This is a genomic window from Pukyongia salina (assembly GCF_002966125.1).
Lineage (GTDB): Bacteria > Bacteroidota > Bacteroidia > Flavobacteriales > Flavobacteriaceae > Pukyongia > Pukyongia salina.
Genome location: NZ_CP027062.1, coordinates 2,041,480 through 2,064,060, shown reverse-complemented (window position 1 = coordinate 2,064,060; position 22,581 = coordinate 2,041,480). Strand labels below are relative to the sequence as shown.

The window sequence follows — 22,581 nt, the reverse complement described above, 5'->3', positions numbered from 1 at the left end:
GCCCCGCGATTGCGGGGCTTTTTCTATCAATATGTGGTAGATTCTTTAGTTCGATAAATATCCGTATTCCTTCGAATAGTTAAGCATTTGCTCCTCGAAAGTATCCGGTTGTTTGATCATAAAACCAGTAATCTCACCTGCGTCATTGGTACTTGGAACGATAACAGGATTTACAAATCCACTATAGGGAGCAGATTTGAACTTGCTGTTTCTATCCAGCACTTCTTTGTGTATAACAGGATCTACTTTTACACCGTAGTCCTCAACCAGGGCTTTGGCAGCCTCGTAATCTCCTTCAGAAGTTATACGCTGAGTTTCTTTCAATAGCATCCCGAAGATCTCTCTTAATTTATTGTAATCCTTAATATCGTAGTAGGTTTTTCCATCACGAGTAACTTTCTCGATCACACCGTCTACCTGACCTTTTTCGAAGGCCCAGGCACTAACCCACTGCCTGTTACGCATATGAGATTCCTCCACATCATCACCAAGTTCAAGACGAATTAATTGCGTTAATAGTCCGTTACGAATATACCCGTCGTAAGCAGCTTTACCAGTTGCTTCCCAATCTTCAACAAGGCCAAGTTCCTGTAATTTCGGATCCATTAAATAATAAAGACCAAAAAGATCTGCACGTCCTTCTTCAATAGTCGATTTATAACTTTTCAGGGTTTCCTTGGGAGTTCCAACTCCCGGATTGATCTGTCCCGATGCATGTCCAACCACTTCGTGAAGTGCCGTGTGAAGTTTATCGGCCAATTGACCGTATTTCTTTTCAAGTTCGATCTCTTCCTCATCATGCGCAAATTCCTCAAGTCGACCACTTCCGCCGGCATTATTGTAGGCGTTGATTATGTTTCCAAGTGAAACAGATTTACTTCCGTGTTTCTGGCGAATCCAGTTGTTATTAGGAAGATTTACTCCAATAGGAGTACTAGGTGACGCGTCACCCGCTTCTCCAGCAACGATCACGGTCTTGTACGATACTCCTTTAACTTCTTTCTTCTTGTGCTCGGGCATGAGTGGTGAGTTATCCTCGAACCATTGTGCTTCTTTAGATAAGACGGCCATCTTTTTGGACATGTCGAAATCTTTTATCTCAACGATGGTCTCATAAGAGCCTTTATATCCTTTGGGATCGTTATACACCTCAATAAACCCATTGATCCAGTCTATATCTCCTTCGGTGGAATTCACCCAGGCCACCGAATAGTCATCCCAGGTTTCCAGATCTCCGGTTTTATAGTAGTCGATAAGAAGGCCTAGTGCTGTGGCCTGCTTTTCATCTTCGGCCACCCCTTTTGCTTTTTCAAGCCAGTAAATGATCTTATCGATAGCTTCTCCATATAGACCACCACTCTTATAAACTTTTTCTACCAAAACTCCATTTTCCTTCACCAATTTAGTATTTAATCCAACTTCGATAGGTTCTTCACTATCTACCTCAATAGCACCGTAGAATCGCTCTACATCGGCATTGGTAACATCGGGCCCATAAAAGTTAATGGCACTTTCCAACACTATATCAGCATCTTTAGAAAGATTTACTTTTTTCGCATCCTTATCATTGAAGATCACATCGAAAGCTTCACCTTCCAAGGTTGTTCCAGTAGCCGTTAGTAAACTACGAAGATAATCTGCCGAGAAATCGGGCTTTATTTTAGCAGTACTGTAGTGATGATGTATCCCGTTAGAGAACCAAACTCTTTTCAGATAGATCTCGAAGTTCTTCCAATCTTCACTATTCTTATCACCGTTATAGGAAGTATAGATATTTTCCAGGGCTTTTCTAATGGTAAGGTTATGTCGATAATTCTGCGCCCACATAATATCACGACCGGCAAGACCTGCCTGTGTTAGATAGTAAACAAGCTTTTGCTCATCCAAGGATAGATCGTCCCAACCCGGGATCTGGTAACGTAATACTTTCAGGTCGGCAAATTGGTCGACCTGGTAATCGAAGTTATCAGCGACAACTTCTGCGACATCGGGGTTTTGTTGTTCATTATTCTTATCATCCCCGCACGAAATGAGCAATAATCCGCTCATAGCCATCGCTATAAAAAACGTACTCTTCATAGTATTGATTTTAAATTTCCACAAATGTAGCAAATCATTTCATGCTTTTAAAGATTTTAGGCACGTATAAAATTGATTATCTTAGCATAAACTATCAACTCCTCACCCTTATGAAAATCTTAAAATACATACTATTTCTACTGCTCATTGTGATTGTTGCAGGTGGCATTTACTTCGGGACAAAAGACGGCACCTTCGATGTTGCTAACACCAAAGTATTCGATGCTCCCGCAGAAGTTATTTACAATAATGTGAAGGATTTCAAGAACTGGGAAAGTTGGGGGCCCTGGGCGGAAGAAGATGCGAACATAGTCTACAATTATGCCGAAAAGACGGAAGGTGAGGGTGCCTCGTATTCATGGACAAGTGCCGTCATGGGAGACGGAACTATGCAAACCGTTAAAGTGATCCCTAACAAAGAGATCGACCAGAAGATCATCTTCAACACACCACTTGGAGATTCGGAAAGTGATATTTACTGGCGTTTCGAACCTGCGGAAGAAGCCGGTAAGACCAAAGTCACCTGGGGTATGAAAGGGGAACACAGTTTTTTGGAGAAAGTCTTTATGTCTTTTCAGTCTGAAGATTTCGAAACTGTTCTCCGGCAGATGTATGGCAAAGGCCTCGATAACCTGGAAGAGGAAGTTGGTAAGTCGATGAACGCATACACCGTCACAGTTGATGGACTTACCCGATATGGAGGGGGATTCTATATGTACAACACAACTTCCTCCAAGCTTTCGGAAATAGGTGAAAAGATAGGACCGATGATGGGGCAGTTGCACGATTATATGACACAGAATAATCTAAGTATGGCCGGGATGCCATTTACCATCTACCACGAGATAGATGAACAAAATGGCACAGTGATCTTTTCAGCAGCCATTCCGGTAGCGGCCCGCGTGATCACACCTAAAGGTAGTCCTGTATTATGCAATTATATGGAACCGGTTAATGCCTTAAAAACTACCCTTAAAGGTAAATACGAAAATCTATCCCAAGCATATGCCCAGGCCGAGGAATATTTGAAAACGAATAATATCACGGTCGATCCATCGCGGGATATGTTTGAGATTTACGCCAACGATCCGGGGATGGAACCTAACCCTGCAAACTGGGTTACCGAGATCTATATACCTGTTTTAACTCCTTCAATGTCCGGCTTAAATTAATGAAACACCTTCTTTTAGTATTTCTTGGCGGAGGTTTGGGTAGTGTCCTTAGATATGGTGTAGGTAAATGGGCAGGCGGTTCGTGGGCCCCGTTTCCCCTGGGTACTTTTACAGTTAATATATTGGGAAGTTTATTAATAGGGCTAATTATGGGCCTTGCCTTACGCAATAGCTCTGTTTCTCAAAGTTCGGTGTTATTTCTAGTGACAGGTTTATGCGGCGGATTCACAACCTATTCGGCTTTCGCTTACGAAAATTACAACCTGCTAAAGAATGGCGATCTGCTCACCTTTAGCCTATATACCCTTGGCAGCCTGGTACTGGGGTTTGCAGCGGTGTTCCTGGGAATATGGCTGGGGCGTCTACTTTCCTGATCCCTTGAAGTCTTTCATCCCCGCTTCTATACGTACAAAAAGATCATTCTCGCGGGGAGTGATAGGACAGGAATAATTTTCGTTATACACGCAGTATGGGTTGAAGGCCATATTAAAATCGATGATCATAGTATCCCCAGCAGGAATGGGGAACTCAAGATAACGCCCTCCTCCATAAGATCCATCGCCGCTGGTTAGGTCTGTAAACGGCACAAACAAAGTGTTACTCATGCCCGATCCGTCTTCAGATTCTGTACTTCTGTAAAGATTGAGTACGAGATCCCTGTTATAAAGACTGAAATGCGCTTCCCCAAATTTTACATATTCCGGTAATCGATCTGTATTGGTACGAAGAAGAAACGGCTCCTCTCCGGGAGTGCGTACAATTTTAGCTTTTACCCGGTAACCCAGATCGATGGGGTAATAATCCAACATCTTAAAGGTTGCCAGTCCTTCTTTGGTTAAAGGAGTTCGCGCCGGATCCTTGAACATTTCATTTTCGGCCGCTCGATACGCCTCAAGTTCACGTATAATTTCTCCTTTGCTCTGTGTCCACACAAGGGAGGAAGATATCAATGCAAAAAGCAAGAAAATGGTTCTCATAAAATGAATTTCAGTAAAGATAACCAATCGACTTCAGAAATAATTCCTACTTTTGAATTACAAAATAATAAAATGAAGGTCAATACATATATCCAAACCACCAACCAGAAAGTCACATCAACAGACTTCCGGCGATGTATGCATTGATTTATAAACACATAGAATAATTCGATTGTAAAACGTCCCGGTAGCTGCCGGGACGTTTTAATTTTATATAACCAACCAATAATGAAGAAACTATTTTCCACATATATCAGGAACTTCACAGGACTTTCCCGCGAGATCTGGTTACTCTCGTTGGTAACCTTTATAAACCGAGCAGGTGCCATGGTGATCCCCTTTCTTTCACTTTATCTGGTAAGCGATAAAGGGTTTAGCCTGCCGCAGGTTGGCTGGATCATGTCCGCCTACGGTCTCGGTTAGCTTGCTGGTACTTATGTTGGTGGTAGGTTAACAGATAATATTGGTTTTTACCGTGTTATTGTTTTGAGCCTTTTCCTTGGAGGCCTAGGTTTTATTGGCATCCAATTCCTGGATACTTTTTACAGTGTCTGTCTGGGGATATTTGTGGTGATCTTCCTTGCCGATTCGTACCGACCGGCAATTTTTGTTGCCTGTGATGCTTACAGTAAACCCGAAAATGTGACACGTAGTATTGCGCTTATCCGGCTGGCGATCAATTTAGGATTTTCCATAGGCCCGGTGCTGGGTGGATTGATCATTGCCCGGATCAATTACAACTCGTTATTCTGGATTGATGGTTTAACATGTATGATCGCGGCCGGTTTACTTTATTTCGTGCTAAAACCAAAAAAGGTTAGTAAGGATGAACCCAAAGAAATAGTTATAAAAGAAGGAGTTCCGCCTTACCAAAACTTTGCCTATATGCTGTTTTTTGTGATCATGGTGGCAAACGGTATCATGTTCATCCAGTACTTTTCGGTGATGCCATTATACTATAAGGAAGTTCATTTCCTTTCCGAAGATCTCATTGGCGCTTTGTTGTTTATCAACGGAGCGGTGATCGTACTTGTTGAAATGCCTTTGGTGGGCTGGCTGGAACGCATCCAGATCTCAAGAACAATGGCTACTTTCTGGGGTATCGTATTTCTGGCGTTGAGTTTTCTTGTGCTAAATCTAAGCAGCTGGACTGGCGTCCTAATTATTGGGATGCTTCTTATGACCCTGGGGGAAATGATCGGTTCTCCGTTTTCGAATGCCCTGGCACTATCTATGGCGCCCAAAGGACGCAAAGGAAGCTATATGGGTGTGTACAGCATGAGTTTTTCGCTATCGCACATCATAGGTCACAACAGCGGAATGAATCTAGTTAATTCTTTCGGTTATGATAGCACCTGGTATGTTATGTTCTATGTACTCATCGGGGTTGCCGTGATGGCACTATTCCTGTATCGATACTTGAAAAAATCGCCTAACTTTACTTCTTATTAAATATAATTATGAGGTCGTTTTTGTTAGTTTGTATTTTCTTCGGAATTTTAAGTTGTGGTAATTCTTCTTCGGAAATAAAAAAAGAAGGTAAAGATACTTCCGAAGCAAAAAAACAATTCCCCAAACTCGATACGAGCAGATACAATGTTGCCTTCCTAATCATGGACGGAGTCTACAATACCGAACTCACCGCGCCCTACGATATATTTCAACACACCATCTTTAGAGAAGGAATAAAGGCAATGAACGTATTTACAGTTGCCAATACCAATGAGGCGATCACCAGTTTTGAAGGGATGCGCATCCTTCCAGATCTAAATTATATAACCGATTCCCTCCCGCCCATCGATATCCTGGTGGTTCCCAGTGCCGAACACCATTTAGACACCGACCTGGAAGATGAGGCTATGCTGGATTTTGTACGAAAGGCAGACGCCCGGGCCCGGTTTGTTACCTCCCATTGTGACGGTGCCTTTGTTCTGGCCAAAGCCGGATTGCTAGACGGGATTGTGTCTACCACTTTTCCCAGTGATATAGATAAGATGCGAGAGATGTTTCCCGTACTGGATATTAGAAAGGAAGTCCTTTTTGTTCATGACGGCAAATACATAACATCTGCCGGAGGTGCAAAGAGTTTCGAAGCCGCCTTATATCTGTGTGAATTTCTATACGGAAAAGAAATTGCGCAGTCTCTGGCGCAAGGACTGGTGATAGACTGGAATCTGAACGCGGTTCCTCATTTGGTGATCGAATCTCCTAAAGATTAATTATACCGGTTTAATCTCGTTGTTAGCGATGGTATGGGAGAGCACGATCTGGGTTTTCGACTCCCCGTACACGATGAGCTGATCGATAAATTTTTCGAGGTGAAATTGGTTTTTTAGCACCACTTCCATGATGATGTTCTCGTTCCCTGTTATACGGTAACAGTTTAGCACTTCGTCATATTCCTTTACTTTTTCGAGAAAGGGTTTTAGTTTCCCCATAAAGGCACGTAAAGTAACGATGGCCTTTAATTGGTAGCCGGCTTCGAACGGAGATACCACCGTCTTATATCCATGGATAAGACCTGAGTCTTCCATCTTCCGTATTCGCTCTGCAACTGCGGGGGAACTAATACCAACCCGCCTACCAATCTCGGCATTAGAAAGACGCGCGTTTTCCTGCAAACATTTTAGAATTTTACGGTTTAGCACATCTATGTTCATTTTAAAGTATTTTCTTGTAAATTTTTAATTCTTAAAGTAAATATACATTTTTAATTTAAATTCTATATTAAAATCGATTTAGTTAGTAGTAAATTTGAGTGACTTTAAAAAAATTGCTTGCTCCAAAGATGATACCGAGTTTTCCAAATAAACTACCGCATTCGCCTATCTATAAAAAGGCGCAGGAGATCTTTACCCTATCCCGTCATATTTCGTCTTATATCACAGACGATCTAGCCGTGTTACGGGAGGATGGCAAGGAAGATCCATCGATCTATTTCGGGGGTGATATCGTACAGCAATCTATTTCGCTTGCCCCTGAAATTCTAAAGGCTGAAAGTCAGACCTACGCCGAAGAAAAGCACAAATACGCAGCTTCGGTTACGAGTTTGGTAAACAGGCTTTATAAAAACTGTGAACGCCTGGAACTTGCCAATACTAACGGGAAGGATTTTCTACCTATCCTAAGAGGTGAGATCAAGAAGTTTAGAAAGTTGCAGCGCAACTGGATGCTTACTTTATAAAGATCGAATTACGACTCACACACTTTTTCATTCCGAAAAAGTGGTTTACATGTTTAGACTCTGGAAGAAAGAGATCCTGTGTTGAGCACAGGATAAGCGACTCACACACTTTTTCGTTCCGAAAAAGTGGTTTATACATTTAGACTTGGGAATGAAGAGATCCTGTGTTGAACACAGGATAAGCGACTCACACACTTTTTCGTTCCGAAAAAGTGGTTCGCTGCTTACATGTTTCTGCGGTATTGTCCGCCAACCTTGAATAGTGAATTGGTGATCTGTCCCAACGAACAATACTTCGTGGCTTCCATTAACTTCTCAAAGAGATTTTCATTCTGAATTGCCGCGTGCTGGACCTCCCTGATCACCTCTACAGATTTGTCTTCATAGGTTTTATGGAGGTTTTTAAGCGTATCGATCTGCTGCTGTTTTTCTTCCTCGGTCGCTCTTATCACTTCCGCGGGTAGGATGGTTGGGGAACCTTTACTACTTAAAAAAGTGTTTACTCCAATAATTGGAAACTCTCCGGTATGCTTGAGGGTTTCATAATACAAACTCTCCTCCTGGATCTTACTGCGCTGATACATGGTTTCCATTGCACCTAGAACTCCCCCGCGTTCTGTGATCCGGTCGAATTCCTCCAGCACAGCCTCCTCTACCAGCTCTGTTAACTCCTCGATGATAAACGATCCCTGGATAGGATTTTCATTCTTGGCCAGCCCCAATTCCTTGTTGATGATCAACTGAATGGCCATCGCCCTGCGCACGCTTTCCTCTGTTGGGGTAGTAATAGCCTCATCGTAGGCATTAGTATGTAGAGAATTACAATTATCGTAAATGGCGTACAAGGCCTGTAAGGTGGTTCTAATATCGTTGAAATCTATCTCCTGGGCATGCAACGATCTTCCCGAGGTCTGAATATGATACTTCAGCATCTGTGCCCTTGGGTTGGCACCGTATTTATGCTTTAGAGCCTTAGACCATATTTTTCTGGCCACACGGCCAATTACCGAGTATTCCGGGTCGATCCCATTACTGAAAAAGAAAGAAAGGTTTGGTCCAAATTTATTGATATCCATGCCCCTGGACAGGTAATACTCAACATAGGTAAATCCGTTTGCAAGTGTAAAGGCCAGCTGCGTAATAGGATTGGCTCCAGCCTCGGCTATATGATACCCCGAGATGGAAACTGAATAAAAATTACGCACATTCTTCTCAATAAAGTATTCCTGCACATCCCCCATTAAGCGCAAGGCAAATTCGGTAGAAAAAATACAGGTGTTCTGTGCCTGGTCCTCTTTCAGGATATCGGCTTGAACGGTTCCTCTTACCAAACTTAAGGTTTTGGCTTTTATCTTTTCATAGACTTCTGAAGGAAGTACCTGGTCCCCGGTTACACCCAGGAGCATGAGTCCGAGCCCATCATTTCCTTCCGGTAAATCTCCCTGGTATTTGGGGCGTGCAGTACCCTTTTCTTTATAAATTTTTTCGATCTTCTTTTCAACTTCCTTCTCTAATCCCTGTTCCTTGATGTATTTCTCACAATTTTGATCGATGGCGGCATTCAGAAAAAATCCAAGTAACATAGGTGCCGGACCATTGATGGTCATACTCACGGAGGTCATCGCATCACTTAGATCGAAACCGGAATACAATTTTTTGGCGTCATCCAGACAGCAGATCGATACTCCGGCATTCCCTATCTTACCATAGATATCGGGGCGATGATCCGGATCATTACCATAAAGCGTTACACTATCGAAAGCAGTAGACAACCGCTTGGCAGGCATCCCAAGGCTTACATAATGAAATCTTCTGTTAGTGCGTTCCGGGCCACCTTCACCAGCGAACATTCTGGTGGGGTCTTCTCCCATTCGCTTAAATGGATACAGTCCTGCTGTGTACGGAAACTCTCCCGGAACATTTTCCTGAAGCACCCATTGCAGTATATCTCCCCAGGCCTCGTATTTTGGAAGCGCCACCTTAGGGATCTCTGAATTAGACAAAGACTTTGTATGTGTGTCTATGTTGATCTCCTTTCCTCTTACTTTAAAAGAATAGACCGGAGCTTTGTAACGGTTTACTTTCTCCTTCCAACCGATGATCACTTCCCAATTATGAGGGTCGAGGTCCATTTTCACACGGTCGAATTCACCTAGCAGAAGTTTTATAAATTCTTTATTTTCTTCGGAAGTAGCCTCAGCTTTAATATCCAGCCCGGCCTTATCCAGTGTGGGCTGCGTACCCAATACAGATTCTATGGTCTTGAATATTCCGAAGAGCTTTTGAGCAACCGCAACCTGAGCCGCAACCGTGTTGTCGTAGGCACGATTATTCTCGGCAATCTCTGAAAGATACCGGGTACGAGCCGGCGGGATCACGAATATCTTTTCAGACATTTCATCACTAATGGTATAATTGCTTTTCAGCCCGGCATTGGTCTTTTCGGCCAGCAGGTCCATAATAGCCTTATACAGTTGGTTCATCCCGGGGTCGTTAAACTGGGAGGCAATGGTACCATAAACCGGAAGCTCCTCTTGTGGTGTATCCCAGAGGTTATGATTCCGCATGTATTGTTTCTTTACATCTCTAAGTGCATCCAGCGAACCCCGTTTATCAAACTTGTTAATTGCTACGAGATCGGCAAAGTCCAGCATATCGATCTTTTCCAGTTGTGTTGCAGCCCCAAATTCGGGAGTCATCACATATAGAGATACATCACTGTGGTCCAGGATCTCGGTATCGCTTTGGCCTATTCCGGAAGTTTCCAAAACGATAAGGTCGTATTCGGCGGCTTTCAAAACTTCAATAGCTTCAGAAACATATTTGGATAATGCAAGATTACTCTGGCGTGTGGCCAGACTACGCATATACACTCTTGGAGAATTGATAGCATTCATACGTATCCGATCTCCTAACAAGGCGCCTCCGGTCTTGCGTTTGGAGGGATCCACAGATACCAGCCCAATGGTCTTGTCGGGAAAATCTATTAGGAAGCGTCTTACCAGTTCGTCCACCAGGGAAGATTTTCCCGCTCCCCCGGTTCCGGTAATACCCAGTACCGGTGTTGTGATGGTTTTATTCTTTTCGTGGATCTTAGCGAGAGTTACTTTGGCGATCTCCGGGAAATTCTCAGCCGAGGAGATCACCCGGGCGATAGCTCCCGGATTTTTCTTGTTTAGCTCAGTAATTTCGCCGTTTAAGGAATCCCCAATGGGAAAATCGGCTTGCTTTACAAGGTCGTTGATCATGCCCTGTAGTCCCATCTCGCGGCCGTCGTCCGGCGAATATATACGGGTGATCCCATAATCCATTAAGTCTTTTATCTCGCTGGGAAGGATCACTCCCCCTCCTCCACCAAATATCTTTATATGTCCGGCACCTTTTTCCTGCAACAGATCGTACATATATTTAAAGTATTCGTTATGTCCCCCTTGATAGGAGGTCATTGCGATAGCATTGGCATCCTCCTGAATAGCAGTATTTACAACCTCTTCCACGCTTCTATCGTGCCCAAGATGAATTACCTCAACCCCGGTTGCCTGAATGATCCTGCGCATGATATTGATGGCTGCGTCGTGACCATCGAAGAGGGAAGCGGCGGTGACAATTCTTACTTTATTTTTTGGTTGATACGGTGGAGTTTGTTGCATTTGTAAGTACGGTTATAAAATGTGGAGCAAATTTACTAAAAAGGTAATAAATTACTGCCTTCAGCCAAGATTTAACCTTTCGAAAAAAATACTAAAATTTGCTTGAATATTGAATAATTTTGTATATTGCGTGTTCAATATTAAACAACAAATAACTTAATTATTATGAAAAAAATTTACTTATTAGCATTGGCGTTATTTGCATTTACCTTTGTGAATGCTCAAATAATCGATGACAACATGGAGTTCTACACTTTAGGTGAAATGGGAACTCAGAATGCAGGTACTTGGACCAGTTGGACAAATGACGGTGGAGCATCTAATGATGGATTTGTAGTTGTGGATACTCAAAGTAACTCTGGTGACCAATCAATTCTTGCTGAAGGTGGTCAAGGTAGAGACCCTCTATTATTATTAGGAAACCAGACTTCTGGTGACTACACTTTTAGATGGGAGTTTTACATTCCTTCTGGAAAAGAAGGATATTTTAACATTCAGGGAGAGATTCCAGCTCAAGGAACTCCTCTAAGTGGTGTTTGGAATTCTGGTGACATCTACTTCAATGAAGGTGGAAGTAACCCAGGTGTTGTTTCTGACACAAACGGAGATCTTTCTATGTTGAGTTTCCCACACGATCAGTGGTTTACTTGTATTCTTTATGTAGATGTTGACAACCTAACGTATCAGTTGACTATCGGAGCTAACTCTTCAGCTGCTATTCCTTTCTCAGGTACAGGTGATACTACGCTAGGAGGAATTAACTTCTATCCTGGTTCTGCTGTTTCTGAAATGTATGTTGACGATGCATACTACGTTCAAGGTCCTCTTCTTAGCACAGGTGACTTAGAAGAAACTGCTGTAACTGTATATCCTAACCCAGTGAAAGACATCCTTAACATCAGTACTACAACTGTTGTAGACTCTGTTGTTGTTTATGACGTTCTTGGAAAAGTTGTTCTTCAGGCTCAGCCAGACACTGTTTCTCCAAGTATCGACATGAGTGCACTTTCTTCAGGTGCTTACATGGTACAGGTAAATATTGGAAATGCTACTAAAACTGTAAAAGTTATCAAATAAGCATTTACTTTAGTACAATATACTTTATAAGAAAGCCCTTCATTTTGAAGGGCTTTTTTTATATTTAGTGCCTCTTAAAAATTTTCCTATGCGCTTAATTAAAATTGCCTTTATCTTCACCTTTGTATTTATATCTACCTCCTGTGCCGAATTACAGGGAATAGCCGGCAGTATACCCGGACAAGGGGGGATCGATCCGGTAATGATCGGGAACGGCCTACGACAGGCTCTCGATTTCGGAATCGACAAACAGGTTAGCAAGCTTACCCAGAAGGATGGATTCTACAAAAACCCTTTGGTTAAGATCCTTCTTCCGGAAGAATTACAAAAAGTAGATCGAACGTTAAGGAACATTGGGTTGTCCAAACTAGCCGATGAAGGGCTAAAGGTGTTAAATCGCGCCGCGGAAGACGCCGTAAAGGAGGCTACTCCTATTTTTGTTGATGCAGTAAAGGGAATTACTTTTAACGATGCAAAGAATATTCTTCTAGGGCCGGACAATGCGGCGACTACCTACCTTGAGAACAGAACCAACCAGGCTTTATATAACAAATTCAATCCTGTAATACAGAATTCATTTTCGAAGGTTGGAGCAGATCAGGTCTGGGCAAATATTATAAATAAATACAATACCATTCCTCTGGTGAATCCTGTAAATCCGGATCTAACCGATTATGTAACCAACGAAGCCCTGAAAGGAGTTTACACCATGATAGCGGTTGAAGAAAAGAATATCAGAACCAAAATAAATTCAAGGACGACGACCTTGCTAAAGCAAGTATTTGCACTTCAGGATTAAACGTTAAACTATTTAACTACTTTCCCCCTAGTAACTTAAATTTTATTATTGCTTTAACCTCTCTTTCAGTAAAATTTTCAACTTCCAAAAGTACCTTTGCGAAAAGGATTCACCAAGATGTTGAAATGGTTTAAAACTAAAACGGAGATTGACAAATTAAAAGATCGGTACTGCAGATTGATGAAGAAATCATTCAAAATTGCGCCTAGGGACCGAAAAAAGAGTGATAAACTTAGAAAGGAAGCAAAGGTTTTATACGACCGGATCAAAAAGTACGATACTCAAAAAGAAGCCAGTTAAGCAACTCTCATTTTTCTATTTTTTCTGCATTAATTTTTTCATCTCAAGCTGCAATACAGTGGCAGCCTCTGCTGCGGCGTCGGCAAAATCTTTACCTTTGGACGCGTAGAGGATCCCACGCGACGAATTTACCAAAAGACCAATATTTTCGGTCATTCCATATTTACAAACTTCAGAAAGGCTTCCACCCTGGGCGCCTACTCCCGGAATCAATAAAAAACTCTCCGGTATGATCTTTCGGATGTCGGCCAGGTATTCGGCTTTGGTGGCGCCCACTACATACATCAACCTATCGGAATGTTTCCAGCCTCGTGAAGTGAGCAATACTTCTTTGTACAATTCGGAATCCCCGATCTTTTTAGTTTGAAAATCGAAGGCGCCTTCATTCGATGTTAAACCAAGTAAAATGGTATGTTTACCCTCTACAGCCAGAAAAGGCTCCACCGAATCTTTCCCCATGTACGGGGCAACCGTAATACTATCAAAATTCATCTCCTTCAGAAATGCATTGGCATACATAGCAGAAGTATTGCCTATATCCCCACGTTTAGCATCGGCTATAGTGAATATTTCAGGATGGTGTTCATTTAAATAACCTATGGTCTTTTCTAACGACTTCCAACCTTTTAGGCCGTAAGCCTCATAGAAGGCGATATTTGGTTTATATGCCACAGCAAGATGGTGTGTGGCATTTATTATAGCTTTATTGAATTGAAAGATTGGATCGTCTGTATCCAGAAGATGTGCCGGTATCTTGTTCAGGTCTACATCCAACCCAATACACAGAAAGGATTTCTTTTTATGAATTTCAGAAATAAGCGATTCTAATTTCATATTTAGAATGTTTCTCCGGCTTCTTTTAATTTTTCGGTATTACTCACAAGCTGTAATTCGTCAATAATTTTCTGGATGTCTCCGTCAATAATATTACTAAGGTCGTAAAGCGTTAAATTGATACGGTGATCTGTTACCCGTCCCTGGGGATAATTGTAAGTACGGATCTTCGCACTTCGGTCTCCACTGGTAACCATAGAGCCACGTTTTTCGGCATCTTCAGCTTGTTTTTTGGCTAGCTCCAGATCGAACAGACGAGAGCGAAGAACTTTAAAGGCCTTCTCCTTATTCTTGTGCTGCGATTTCTGATCCTGGCATTGCGCAACAAGTCCGGTTGGTTCGTGCGTTAATCGCACAGCCGAATAGGTAGTATTCACAGATTGGCCACCGGGACCACTGGAACAGAAATAATCAATACGCACATCTTTAGGATCGATCTCGACATCGAACTCTTCAGCCTCGGGAAAAACCATGACAGTTGCGGCGCTGGTATGCACCCTTCCCTGTGTTTCGGTTTGTGGTACCCGTTGAACACGATGAACGCCTGCTTCAAATTTAAGGGTACCGTACACATCATCACCTTCAATCTCAAACTGAATTTCTTTATAACCGCCGCTGGTTCCTTCACTAAAATCCACTACACTCGTCCTCCAGCCTTTGCTTTCACAATATTTGGCGTACATGCGGTAGAGATCGCCTGCAAATATACTCGCTTCATCACCACCTGTACCGGCTCTTATCTCCATGACTGCATTCTTGGCATCTTCCGGATCCTTGGGTACCAGTAGAAATTTTATCTCTTCCTCCAGTTGAGGGATTTTCGCGTTCGCTTCATCTAACTGCATCTTAGCCATTTCAACCATTTCGGGATCACTGCCGTCCTTTATGATCTCTTCCGCTTCCTCAATACGTTCCCTGGCAGTTAGATAAGCTTCCCGCTTATCCATAAGAATACGAAGGTCTTTATATTCCTTATTTAGTTCTATATACCTTTTCTGATCGCTTATGATATCAGGCTGAATGATAAGGTCACTTACCTCGTCGAATCTCTGCTTTACTATCTGAAGTTTTTCTAACATAAATCTTTCTAATCCTGCAAATTTACAATAAATACCAATTTCCGGCGGGATGTATCAACGGATATGGCTAATATAAAAATTGGCCGTGTGGAGTTTCGATGGTGAGCTTTTTTCCTTCGGAAGAAGCCTCAACCCTTCCGATATTCCTGGCATCAATATCGAATGATTTTGAAATGGAAATAATTTCGGCTGCTACGGCTTCAGAAACATATAATTCCATCCGGTGGCCCATATTAAATACCTGGTACATTTCCTTCCAATCTGTACCGCTTTCCTCCTGGATCAATTTGAATAAAGGCGGAATGTCGAACATGGAATCCTTAATAATGTGCAGGTTTTCAACAAAATGAAGGATCTTAGTCTGTGCGCCTCCACTGCAATGTACCATCCCATGTAAACTTTTCCTATCAATATTTGATAAGATCTTCTTTATAACCGGTGCATAGGTTCGTGTGGGCGATAACACCAGTTTTCCGGCATTTAACGGACTACCATCTACCGCATCGGTTAATTTCCTGCTTCCCGAAAAAACCAAGTCGTTCGGCACAGCATGATCAAAACTCTCGGGGTATTTTTCGCTAAGGTATTTTGCGAAGACATCGTGCCGGGCAGAAGTTAGTCCATTACTACCCATACCTCCGTTGTATTCACTTTCATATGTAGCCTTTCCGTAGGAGGCCAGGCCAACGATCACATCTCCTGCAGCAATATTACCATTGTCTATAACGTCCTCACGTTTCATACGAGCTGTTACCGTAGAATCTACAATGATGGTTCGTACAAGGTCGCCAACATCGGCAGTTTCGCCGCCGGTTGAATGGATGGTGACGCCAAATTTCCCAAGATCTGAAATTAGTTCTTCGGTGCCATTGATGATTGCAGAGATCACTTCGCCTGGGATAAGATTCTTATTACGACCAATGGTAGAGGACAAAAGTATATTGTCTGTCGCACCTACACATAAAAGATCGTCAATATTCATGATAAGGGCATCCTGAGCTATACCTTTCCAAACCGATAAATCCCCGGTTTCCTTCCAATACATATAGGCGAGGGATGATTTTGTACCTGCCCCATCTGCGTGCATCACCAGGCAATGATCGTCGTCACCCGTTAAATGATCGGGTACGATCTTACAAAAGGCTTGTGGAAAAAGTCCCTTATCAACCTTACTAATGGCTTTGTGAACGTCTTCTTTAGAGGCCGAAACACCTCTTTGTGCATACCGTTTAGAAATTTCCTGGCTCATGTTCAAATTTGAATACAAAAGTACGGAATAAAAAAAAGCTCACAATGTGAGCTTTCTTTTATATTATACATCTTATTGCCAATCGGGCATAAAGGCGTCTTCATGCCGAAGTTCCCGGGAATCCTGGGTGGATAGATCCAAACGCATTACATCTTTTTGAGAAAGTCCGTCATTGGATGTATTGGTAAACATCACAAATGCTTCATTTGGTGAAAAGATTGGATCGAGATCGTTGGTACCATCCGGTTTATTGTCGGACACGTCTGTGGCTGTCATGGTATTCCTATCGTAAATAAACATTCTGGAATCTAATCGTCGATAATCTTCATTCTCAAAACCAGACACATCATAAGAATACAACACTTTCTGGTCATCGATGGACAGATCCAATCCTCCCACAGCACCATCTACACCGTCTAAAATAGTGTCCAGCACAACTCCCGCTTCATTGATGATATAGATCTTAGCATCGTATCCCTGTAAGTTGTTTGTTTTTAGTACTATTAGATCACTAGTTTCACTAACGACCACCTCAGATATGAGCGATCCGTCCGGAGTTTGATATAATTCTACCGTCCCCAATCCATTGAATTGTACTCGATACAGTTTATCAAATCTTGGATAGTATATACTCACTCTGTCTTCCGGCCAATCAATATTGATTTCGTCCAAATTGAATCCATTTGGTTTTACTGGGCCAGTGATCTTCCGTTTTTCGGAGCCATCTCTGTTCATTATAAAAATATCCACATTAGAGCCGTCATTCTGAAGATAAGCGATCTTATTTGCACGAACGTTTCTTCGTGGTCTGTAGCTGTTTACTTCTGAAGAGGTAAGCTGGAATTCCTGTCCGTTCTCATCGGCGGAGAATATCACGTTATTACCATTGATCTTTCGTACAAAAAGTACTCTGTTATCCACCGGAGCACTAATTACTTCGAAGGCGCTTACAGCACTTATTACCGGATCGTTGATCTCGTCTGTTGCTGTTACCTGCCATACATACTGTGTACCTAAAGTTAATGGAGAATAAGTAAGCGTAGTATCGGTAAGGTTTTCGAACAGCAGTACTTCGTTGGTATCCACATTTCGCAATTCCAGAGAATACGTAATAGGGTCTTCTTCAGGATCTGTACTATTCCAGCTAAAGATCGCCTCTATACTTTCAAGGACTTCATTATCCGCAGGCGATAACAAAACCGGTGCTGTAGGCGGTCTGTTATTAGCGGTGGACGGATCAAGTTCGAACACCACATTGGAGGTTACATTGGCATTGATGGTAGCCGGTTCGAAATCGGCTATATAACCATCTGTTCGCGCTTCCACCGAATAATCCCCTACCAGAATATTCTCAATAGTGAAATTTCCCGATGAATCGGTAAATACGGTACTGGAAACCGGGTTCGTTGCAATTCTAACATTTTCCAAAGGTGCATTGGACCCCGAGGCAACCACTTTACCCTTTAGTGTCCCAAATTCGTTCTCACCAATTTTGTCTTCATTACATGAAAACAAAAGCAGAAATGTAGTTGCTATAAGTGCTATATATTTAAAACTCCCTTTCATAATTTTCCGCTTATCGGTTAGTTTTTAATTTTGTTCTTTTAGAACCGAAATGATAATTGATTCCGGCTGAGAAGGTGAAGAAAAAGTCGTCACGTCTTCCGTTAATTTCGTTGTCTATTTTATCTGAAAAAGTTGCGTTCCAATCTCCTTTGGCTATAAAGGAAACCCGATTGGATGCCTGATATTCGAGTCCTGCGCCAAATTTCAGAAAGAAAAAAGCATCCATCTTCTGCAGGTATAATTCGGGCGAATTGTCTACAAAAAGCAGCACTCCCGGTCCTGCATAAGCAATAGGCGCCAGCCTGTCGTTAGGCAAAATATTGTATTCAATAGTTGCAGCTTCAGACAACCACCAGTGACTTGTATCGGTATTGGAATTAAGTCTGAAGAAATTTGTTGTGAGACCTAAGCTAAGCGCATGTATAAATCTATACTTATACCCCAATTCCATATTATAATCCAGGATCCCGGTATTAAAATCGCCATCCACGTATGCAAGTCCGAAGGACGCATGAGCCGAGTGACGGTAATCATGATCCAGGAATTCACGTTCGTACAGATCTGTCTTGGACTCCAGTTCTTTCTCTAGTAGATATTGTTCTACTACTTCCTTGTCCTTTTCCGGACCATCCAGGGTTACCCAAAGTTGATCCTTGATACCTTCATATATTAAAACTTCTACAGCTTTTTCGATTGCTTCCTGAACTGCTATCTGTGCAGGTTCATTTTTTGTGAAACCAGTTTCAGCTTCCAACAATCGCTGGAAATTAACGTACCTGAAGATACCAACATCCACGGCCTGTGAAAGTATGGTTTTAGACACATTTACCGTTTTAAGAATCTCTCCCGTAGAGGTAGAAACCGCTCTAAGATAGATCGTGATCCGATCCTGACGATATTGAGACGATCCTCCCACTCCAAAATATCTTGCACCCACACCACCGGTTAAAATGTTTGTGTCGTAAGAGATTATACCACCTTCCAGTAGAACTCCGGCGAAGAGTAGCGGACTTAAACGCTGATTGCGTTCATCGTCGGTTCTCAGGTATTCCTGTCTTGTGGTTCTAATGATATTTCTCTCATTGAGAAGGTTGGCAAAGTTCTCACGTTCAATGGGGGTAAACCATTTTGAATCTTCCAGTGCCTTTATCAATATGGTAGTTGCACCCTGCGTAACAGCCGTACTAAAGGTACTTCCTGTTTCTATATTTTTATATTGTCCCGTCTGGTCTTTGAAATTATAGACCCCTACCACAATAGGTTTATCCGGGAGTGGTAATTCGAGCAACTTTTCTGTTTGATTCGTATTTTCCGCTATTCGTGCTTCCTGATTCCCAATAGGCTGGTTCCAATAGGCTCCGCAACTGGTGAATAGAATGAATAGTAGTAGAATACTTATTTTACCAATTATCTGTTTCATATATGTTATCCGTTTGGAACGATCACCTGGGTCTGTTCCCCGGTTGTGATGTCTAGAATATTTATTACCAGTCCTTCTGTAGATTCGAAGACTTCGTATTCAAAATTACCACTGCGGGAAGTTCCTAATGGAGGTGTCCCACCGCCGAATTGATTATTGAATTGATTATTTAATAATGAATCGAAACCCGTAAGATCACCAAATCCGTCGATTCCCAGGGAATTATCACTAAAAGGATTCTGTGCATTTGCCGAGTTTAGCAGCCAGGTATAATTAAAGGGATCTCCACCAAAAGCAGGATTCTTAGGAGTATAAGTAAGCTGTTGTGCAAACCCGTATGTACCTAAAGATAGAAATAAGATGAGTATTAGGTGTCTCATGATCAATTATTTATACTGTTTAACAATATCCTTTTGTTTTTCGAGGTCGTCGAAATAAGCAAGGGTTCTACGCAAGGCAATCTCCACCATCCCACTAATATAGTCATTCTGCGGTCTTATGAAAAATTCCATAATCACCTCTTCATCTATCCTTACTTCAATTTTAGTATTATTAGCTATAGCCAATACTTCTTTAATGGTCACGATCTTTGGGCCATCAATATTTGCAGCCAAGTAACCGGAATAATATTGTGAATAAAAATCCCTGCCTGGTTTGGTCTTGGTATCTTCAAGCACGATTCCTCTTAGTTCGACGCCATCACTTTTGGCGAATTCTGTTCGGACATCGGTATTTTCTTGTGGTTTTAACACGATCTTCTTATCACCGGAATCATCGTTAAGAACAATTCGATCTTTTCCCAGAAGATTATTTTCCAGATCGTAGATGCGTAATAAGATGATCACCTTATTACCATCGTCTATATTTATTGTAGTAGTGGAAAGTCTTTTCTTTTCGCCGGGCTGAAGTACAAAGCGCCCGTTCTGCTCATTGTTGGAGACATTGCCGAAGTCGTCTGATTTGTATACGTTTAGAATATAATTAAGACTCCTGCTAATTTGAGACTTATTATATCCAGAACCGGTAATATCCACGAATTCCGAATTGCGGTCTAAAATGATCTCAGCTGCGATTTCGGTATTATAAACTTGAGCAACACCAGAATTAGCAAAAAAGATCAAAAAAGCCAGCATACAATAGTGTATGTATGGTTTTTTGAACATTACTGTCGCTTTATATTCCTAACAATTACAGTTTGATTACTTCCCTGCATGTTTATCTTCATCCTATCAGACAAGGTATTTTCGCCAAGTATAAGTAACCGTTGGTTAGTCCCTGTTTGGGTAACCTGGCCACGATGGAAAAATTTTGTCCCTGAACCAATATCATAGAAAATATTATTATTGCCACGCTGGAGAATTAATTCGTCCACACCAACTGCTTCAAGGCCAACATATGCTTCGTTATTGTTTCCTTGCTGAAAAGCTGATATATTACTGTAAACCGATTTTACTTCGGAAGTAAATTTATTGTTATTACCAACCTGTCGAATAAAAACTGCATTCGATACAGAGTTATTTGAAGGTGTATTGGTTTTTAAAAATTGAGAAGTATAAAGACTGAGCTGTTCGGCACTGCTGCCGGATACACTCCTTGGGGTAATCTCCACATTCTTATATGTTTGACCCATGGCGACACTGACTGAAGAGAAAGTAATGAGCGCAATAAGGTATATGCGATTACAAAGGTTCATTTTAACTTAGTTAGGTTTATGCTGTTACCTTACTTTGAAGGTAGTAATTTTGATAGTCAATAAAAATGCTTGTTCAATATAATTATGAACAATAGATAATGAGTAAGAGGGTTTTTTACAACCCTCTTACTCACTAAAAAATCTTATAGTCCACCGTTGTGTTGGTTAACTATAGAACTGTTTCCAGCTCCTAATTGAACAACAGTACTCATGTGTCCAAGACCATGCTGATGAGTGTAGCTAAAGTTGTAAAGTCCAACTTGTAGTACATCAGAGTCATTCCAACGTCCATACTGCTCAGTCCAGCTTCCGTTTCCAACTCCTAATTGAAGAAGGTCAGAATCGTTGTTTCTTCCGTGCTGATCTGTAACAGCCCAGTTTACGAAACCAAATTGAAGAGTAGTAGAAGTATTTCTTCTTCCTAGCTGGTGTACACCTGCATAGTTTCCTCCACCAATTTGAAGAGCATAAGAGTCATTTCTTCTTCCTTCTTGAAGAGCTTCAGCTTTGTTGAAAGCTCCAATCTGGATAGCATCGGCGTCGTTACGACGACCATACTGAGAAATGTCAGACTCGTTAAGAAGTCCTCTTTGGTAAACGTTAGCATCGTTACGACGACCTAGTTGGTAGTTGTCGGAATCGTTTCCGGCACCAGCTTGATCTACGTTAGATACGTTACGGCGACCTCTTTGGTCAACTTCAGAATAGTTAGCCAATCCAACTTGTAATACGTCAGATTCGTTAAGGATTCCTCTTTGATCTACATCAGATCCGTTGAAAAGACCTATTTGGTCAACTTCAGAATCGTTAGCAAAACCTAATTGGAATACGTCAGAATCGTTCATAAATCCAGTTTGATCTACATCGGAACTGTTAAGGATACCTACTTGTAGGACATCACTGTCATTAAATTGGGCGAAACCAACTGTTGCAAATAAAAGTGCTACTGCACTCAAAACTACTTTTTTCATAATTAAAAAAATTTAGAGGTTATATATTGATTAATAGTAATTCAAAATGTCAATGTAATATTAGTCGATAACTTCAACGCAGAAGTTAATACAACGTATTACTTACGTTAATTCATTTAGGGATAGAAAGTGAAAGAACTTTTACGTAACTTTCTACTTTGTCAAAACCAGAACTTTTAGGAGATAATTCATAAGTGAGATTCGGGGGCTCAATACTTATTGGTTTGTTTTTTCAGTCAAACGATAAAGAATGGAGGAGAGTATTTTATCATTTAACTTAGACCAAATATCACACTTATAAATTGAATATGAAATACGAGTATATACGTATATTTCTGTAAATCAGTACCTTGTAGTCCTTTTCCTACTTTGTAGGAGAAAGTTTACAGACAAGAAACACAAAATGAACGTCCAACTGGAAGATAATTTCAATTCCAGAGAATGTTAAAATTTTGTTAAAGAAATTTTATCGAAAAGGATTTCGAAAAATAAGGGTCGTTTACTAAAAACGACCCTTATATATAGGAGAGA

The 22,581-nt window shown here is 41.5% G+C and carries 22 protein-coding genes; 9 read left to right on the top strand and 13 right to left on the bottom strand.

Translation table 11 applies throughout. The features are described 5' to 3' along the window. Nucleotides 1-45: 45 nt before the first annotated feature. A complete protein-coding gene (locus tag C5O00_RS09365) occupies nucleotides 46-2,079 on the bottom strand; it encodes a dipeptidyl-peptidase 3 family protein (RefSeq protein ID WP_105216610.1) in 2,034 nt (677 codons plus the stop codon). A 110-nt stretch (nucleotides 2,080-2,189) separates the two neighbouring features. Here C5O00_RS09365 and C5O00_RS09360 point away from each other — a divergent pair, with 110 nt between their 5' ends. Then, entirely contained in the window at nucleotides 2,190-3,251 is a 1,062-nt protein-coding gene (locus C5O00_RS09360) for an SRPBCC family protein (RefSeq protein WP_105217626.1), read from the top strand. Beyond that, nucleotides 3,251-3,625, top strand: a complete 375-nt coding sequence (crcB, locus tag C5O00_RS09355) for a fluoride efflux transporter CrcB (protein ID WP_105216609.1) — start codon at nucleotides 3,251-3,253, stop codon at nucleotides 3,623-3,625. The genes C5O00_RS09360 and crcB overlap by 1 nt, the downstream gene beginning before the upstream one ends. Here the strand turns inward: crcB and C5O00_RS09350 are convergent. After that, on the bottom strand, nucleotides 3,614-4,228 hold the full coding sequence (locus tag C5O00_RS09350) for a DUF1684 domain-containing protein (RefSeq protein ID WP_244592964.1): 615 nt from the start codon (nucleotides 4,226-4,228) through the stop codon (nucleotides 3,614-3,616). The genes crcB and C5O00_RS09350 overlap by 12 nt on opposite strands. A 228-nt stretch (nucleotides 4,229-4,456) precedes the next feature. Here C5O00_RS09350 and C5O00_RS14695 point away from each other — a divergent pair, with 228 nt between their 5' ends. The 3 genes from C5O00_RS14695 (at nucleotide 4,457) to C5O00_RS09340 (ending at nucleotide 6,447) form a co-directional block, all read left to right on the top strand. Next, nucleotides 4,457-4,651, top strand: a complete 195-nt coding sequence (locus C5O00_RS14695; protein ID WP_317046416.1) for a hypothetical protein — start codon at nucleotides 4,457-4,459, stop codon at nucleotides 4,649-4,651. 63 nt (nucleotides 4,652-4,714) lie between these two features. Next, nucleotides 4,715-5,680 (top strand): MFS transporter, encoded by a 966-nt coding sequence (locus tag C5O00_RS09345; RefSeq protein WP_317046415.1) that lies wholly within the window; start codon nucleotides 4,715-4,717, stop codon nucleotides 5,678-5,680. A gap of 8 nt (nucleotides 5,681-5,688) precedes the next feature. Then, nucleotides 5,689-6,447 carry a DJ-1/PfpI family protein gene (locus tag C5O00_RS09340; RefSeq protein WP_105216608.1) on the top strand — a complete coding sequence of 253 codons (759 nt, stop codon included), beginning with the start codon at nucleotides 5,689-5,691 and terminating at the stop codon, nucleotides 6,445-6,447. Here C5O00_RS09340 and C5O00_RS09335 read toward each other — a convergent pair whose 3' ends face one another. Next, nucleotides 6,448-6,888 (bottom strand): Lrp/AsnC family transcriptional regulator, encoded by a 441-nt coding sequence (locus tag C5O00_RS09335; protein WP_105216607.1) that lies wholly within the window; start codon nucleotides 6,886-6,888, stop codon nucleotides 6,448-6,450. A gap of 128 nt (nucleotides 6,889-7,016) precedes the next feature. Here C5O00_RS09335 and C5O00_RS09330 point away from each other — a divergent pair, with 128 nt between their 5' ends. Beyond that, complete coding sequence (locus C5O00_RS09330) at nucleotides 7,017-7,412, top strand: hypothetical protein (protein ID WP_105216606.1); 396 nt, start codon at nucleotides 7,017-7,019, stop codon at nucleotides 7,410-7,412. A gap of 224 nt (nucleotides 7,413-7,636) precedes the next feature. On the opposite strand, the gene C5O00_RS09325 is transcribed toward C5O00_RS09330, so the two are convergent. Beyond that, complete coding sequence (locus C5O00_RS09325) at nucleotides 7,637-11,062, bottom strand: methylmalonyl-CoA mutase family protein (RefSeq protein WP_105216605.1); 3,426 nt, start codon at nucleotides 11,060-11,062, stop codon at nucleotides 7,637-7,639. 165 nt (nucleotides 11,063-11,227) lie between these two features. Here C5O00_RS09325 and C5O00_RS09320 point away from each other — a divergent pair, with 165 nt between their 5' ends. The 3 genes from C5O00_RS09320 (at nucleotide 11,228) to C5O00_RS14740 (ending at nucleotide 13,238) form a co-directional block, all read left to right on the top strand. After that, the gene (locus C5O00_RS09320) at nucleotides 11,228-12,139 is read left to right on the top strand and encodes a T9SS type A sorting domain-containing protein (protein ID WP_105216604.1); all 912 of its coding nucleotides are present in this window, start codon (nucleotides 11,228-11,230) and stop codon (nucleotides 12,137-12,139) included. Between the two features lie 88 nt (nucleotides 12,140-12,227). Continuing rightward, the gene (locus C5O00_RS09315; RefSeq protein WP_105216603.1) at nucleotides 12,228-12,938 is read left to right on the top strand and encodes a DUF4197 domain-containing protein; all 711 of its coding nucleotides are present in this window, start codon (nucleotides 12,228-12,230) and stop codon (nucleotides 12,936-12,938) included. A gap of 117 nt (nucleotides 12,939-13,055) precedes the next feature. Next, on the top strand, nucleotides 13,056-13,238 hold the full coding sequence (locus C5O00_RS14740) for a Lacal_2735 family protein (protein ID WP_105216602.1): 183 nt from the start codon (nucleotides 13,056-13,058) through the stop codon (nucleotides 13,236-13,238). 15 nt (nucleotides 13,239-13,253) lie between these two features. Here C5O00_RS14740 and pyrF read toward each other — a convergent pair whose 3' ends face one another. From pyrF to C5O00_RS09265, 9 genes are all read right to left on the bottom strand, one after another. Continuing rightward, a complete protein-coding gene (gene pyrF / locus C5O00_RS09305; protein ID WP_105216601.1) occupies nucleotides 13,254-14,072 on the bottom strand; it encodes an orotidine-5'-phosphate decarboxylase in 819 nt (272 codons plus the stop codon). Nucleotides 14,073-14,074: 2 nt separating this feature from the next. Next, nucleotides 14,075-15,151 carry a peptide chain release factor 1 gene (gene prfA, locus C5O00_RS09300; protein ID WP_105216600.1) on the bottom strand — a complete coding sequence of 359 codons (1,077 nt, stop codon included), beginning with the start codon at nucleotides 15,149-15,151 and terminating at the stop codon, nucleotides 14,075-14,077. Nucleotides 15,152-15,218: 67 nt separating this feature from the next. Continuing rightward, nucleotides 15,219-16,400 carry an AIR synthase related protein gene (locus tag C5O00_RS09295; RefSeq protein ID WP_105216599.1) on the bottom strand — a complete coding sequence of 394 codons (1,182 nt, stop codon included), beginning with the start codon at nucleotides 16,398-16,400 and terminating at the stop codon, nucleotides 15,219-15,221. 72 nt (nucleotides 16,401-16,472) lie between these two features. After that, on the bottom strand, nucleotides 16,473-17,966 hold the full coding sequence (locus C5O00_RS09290; protein ID WP_105216598.1) for a carboxypeptidase-like regulatory domain-containing protein: 1,494 nt from the start codon (nucleotides 17,964-17,966) through the stop codon (nucleotides 16,473-16,475). A gap of 10 nt (nucleotides 17,967-17,976) precedes the next feature. Beyond that, on the bottom strand, nucleotides 17,977-19,386 hold the full coding sequence (locus C5O00_RS09285; RefSeq protein ID WP_105216597.1) for a CsgG/HfaB family protein: 1,410 nt from the start codon (nucleotides 19,384-19,386) through the stop codon (nucleotides 17,977-17,979). Nucleotides 19,387-19,391: 5 nt separating this feature from the next. Continuing rightward, the gene (locus C5O00_RS09280; protein WP_105216596.1) at nucleotides 19,392-19,766 is read right to left on the bottom strand and encodes a curli assembly protein CsgF; all 375 of its coding nucleotides are present in this window, start codon (nucleotides 19,764-19,766) and stop codon (nucleotides 19,392-19,394) included. A 6-nt stretch (nucleotides 19,767-19,772) separates the two neighbouring features. Then, on the bottom strand, nucleotides 19,773-20,549 hold the full coding sequence (locus tag C5O00_RS09275; RefSeq protein ID WP_105216595.1) for a CsgE family curli-type amyloid fiber assembly protein: 777 nt from the start codon (nucleotides 20,547-20,549) through the stop codon (nucleotides 19,773-19,775). Then, entirely contained in the window at nucleotides 20,549-21,079 is a 531-nt protein-coding gene (locus C5O00_RS09270; protein ID WP_158676816.1) for a hypothetical protein, read from the bottom strand. Before C5O00_RS09270 ends, C5O00_RS09275 begins: the two co-directional genes overlap by 1 nt. A 143-nt stretch (nucleotides 21,080-21,222) precedes the next feature. Then, nucleotides 21,223-22,050 carry a hypothetical protein gene (locus C5O00_RS09265; RefSeq protein WP_105216593.1) on the bottom strand — a complete coding sequence of 276 codons (828 nt, stop codon included), beginning with the start codon at nucleotides 22,048-22,050 and terminating at the stop codon, nucleotides 21,223-21,225. Between the last annotated feature and the right edge of the window lie 531 nt (nucleotides 22,051-22,581).

Excerpts from the sequence above, each read along its gene's own strand:
- pyrF (WP_105216601.1), bottom strand. The coding sequence starts at position 14,072 with ATGAAATTAGAATCGCTTATTTCTGAAATTCATAAAAAGAAATCCTTT.
- C5O00_RS09290 (WP_105216598.1), bottom strand. The coding sequence starts at position 17,966 with ATGAAAGGGAGTTTTAAATATATAGCACTTATAGCAACTACATTTCTG.
- C5O00_RS09350 (WP_244592964.1), bottom strand. The coding sequence starts at position 4,228 with ATGAGAACCATTTTCTTGCTTTTTGCATTGATATCTTCCTCCCTTGTG.
- C5O00_RS09335 (WP_105216607.1), bottom strand. The coding sequence starts at position 6,888 with ATGAACATAGATGTGCTAAACCGTAAAATTCTAAAATGTTTGCAGGAA.
- C5O00_RS09285 (WP_105216597.1), bottom strand. The coding sequence starts at position 19,386 with ATGAAACAGATAATTGGTAAAATAAGTATTCTACTACTATTCATTCTA.
- C5O00_RS09340 (WP_105216608.1), top strand. The coding sequence starts at position 5,689 with ATGAGGTCGTTTTTGTTAGTTTGTATTTTCTTCGGAATTTTAAGTTGT.
- prfA (WP_105216600.1), bottom strand. The coding sequence starts at position 15,151 with ATGTTAGAAAAACTTCAGATAGTAAAGCAGAGATTCGACGAGGTAAGT.
- C5O00_RS09360 (WP_105217626.1), top strand. The coding sequence starts at position 2,190 with ATGAAAATCTTAAAATACATACTATTTCTACTGCTCATTGTGATTGTT.
- C5O00_RS09320 (WP_105216604.1), top strand. The coding sequence starts at position 11,228 with ATGAAAAAAATTTACTTATTAGCATTGGCGTTATTTGCATTTACCTTT.
- C5O00_RS09330 (WP_105216606.1), top strand. The coding sequence starts at position 7,017 with ATGATACCGAGTTTTCCAAATAAACTACCGCATTCGCCTATCTATAAA.
- C5O00_RS09270 (WP_158676816.1), bottom strand. The coding sequence starts at position 21,079 with ATGAACCTTTGTAATCGCATATACCTTATTGCGCTCATTACTTTCTCT.
- C5O00_RS09315 (WP_105216603.1), top strand. The coding sequence starts at position 12,228 with ATGCGCTTAATTAAAATTGCCTTTATCTTCACCTTTGTATTTATATCT.
- C5O00_RS09280 (WP_105216596.1), bottom strand. The coding sequence starts at position 19,766 with ATGAGACACCTAATACTCATCTTATTTCTATCTTTAGGTACATACGGG.
- C5O00_RS09275 (WP_105216595.1), bottom strand. The coding sequence starts at position 20,549 with ATGTTCAAAAAACCATACATACACTATTGTATGCTGGCTTTTTTGATC.
- C5O00_RS09295 (WP_105216599.1), bottom strand. The coding sequence starts at position 16,400 with ATGAGCCAGGAAATTTCTAAACGGTATGCACAAAGAGGTGTTTCGGCC.
- C5O00_RS09325 (WP_105216605.1), bottom strand. The coding sequence starts at position 11,062 with ATGCAACAAACTCCACCGTATCAACCAAAAAATAAAGTAAGAATTGTC.
- C5O00_RS14740 (WP_105216602.1), top strand. The coding sequence starts at position 13,056 with ATGTTGAAATGGTTTAAAACTAAAACGGAGATTGACAAATTAAAAGAT.
- C5O00_RS09365 (WP_105216610.1), bottom strand. The coding sequence starts at position 2,079 with ATGAAGAGTACGTTTTTTATAGCGATGGCTATGAGCGGATTATTGCTC.
- crcB (WP_105216609.1), top strand. The coding sequence starts at position 3,251 with ATGAAACACCTTCTTTTAGTATTTCTTGGCGGAGGTTTGGGTAGTGTC.
- C5O00_RS14695 (WP_317046416.1), top strand. The coding sequence starts at position 4,457 with ATGAAGAAACTATTTTCCACATATATCAGGAACTTCACAGGACTTTCC.
- C5O00_RS09265 (WP_105216593.1), bottom strand. The coding sequence starts at position 22,050 with ATGAAAAAAGTAGTTTTGAGTGCAGTAGCACTTTTATTTGCAACAGTT.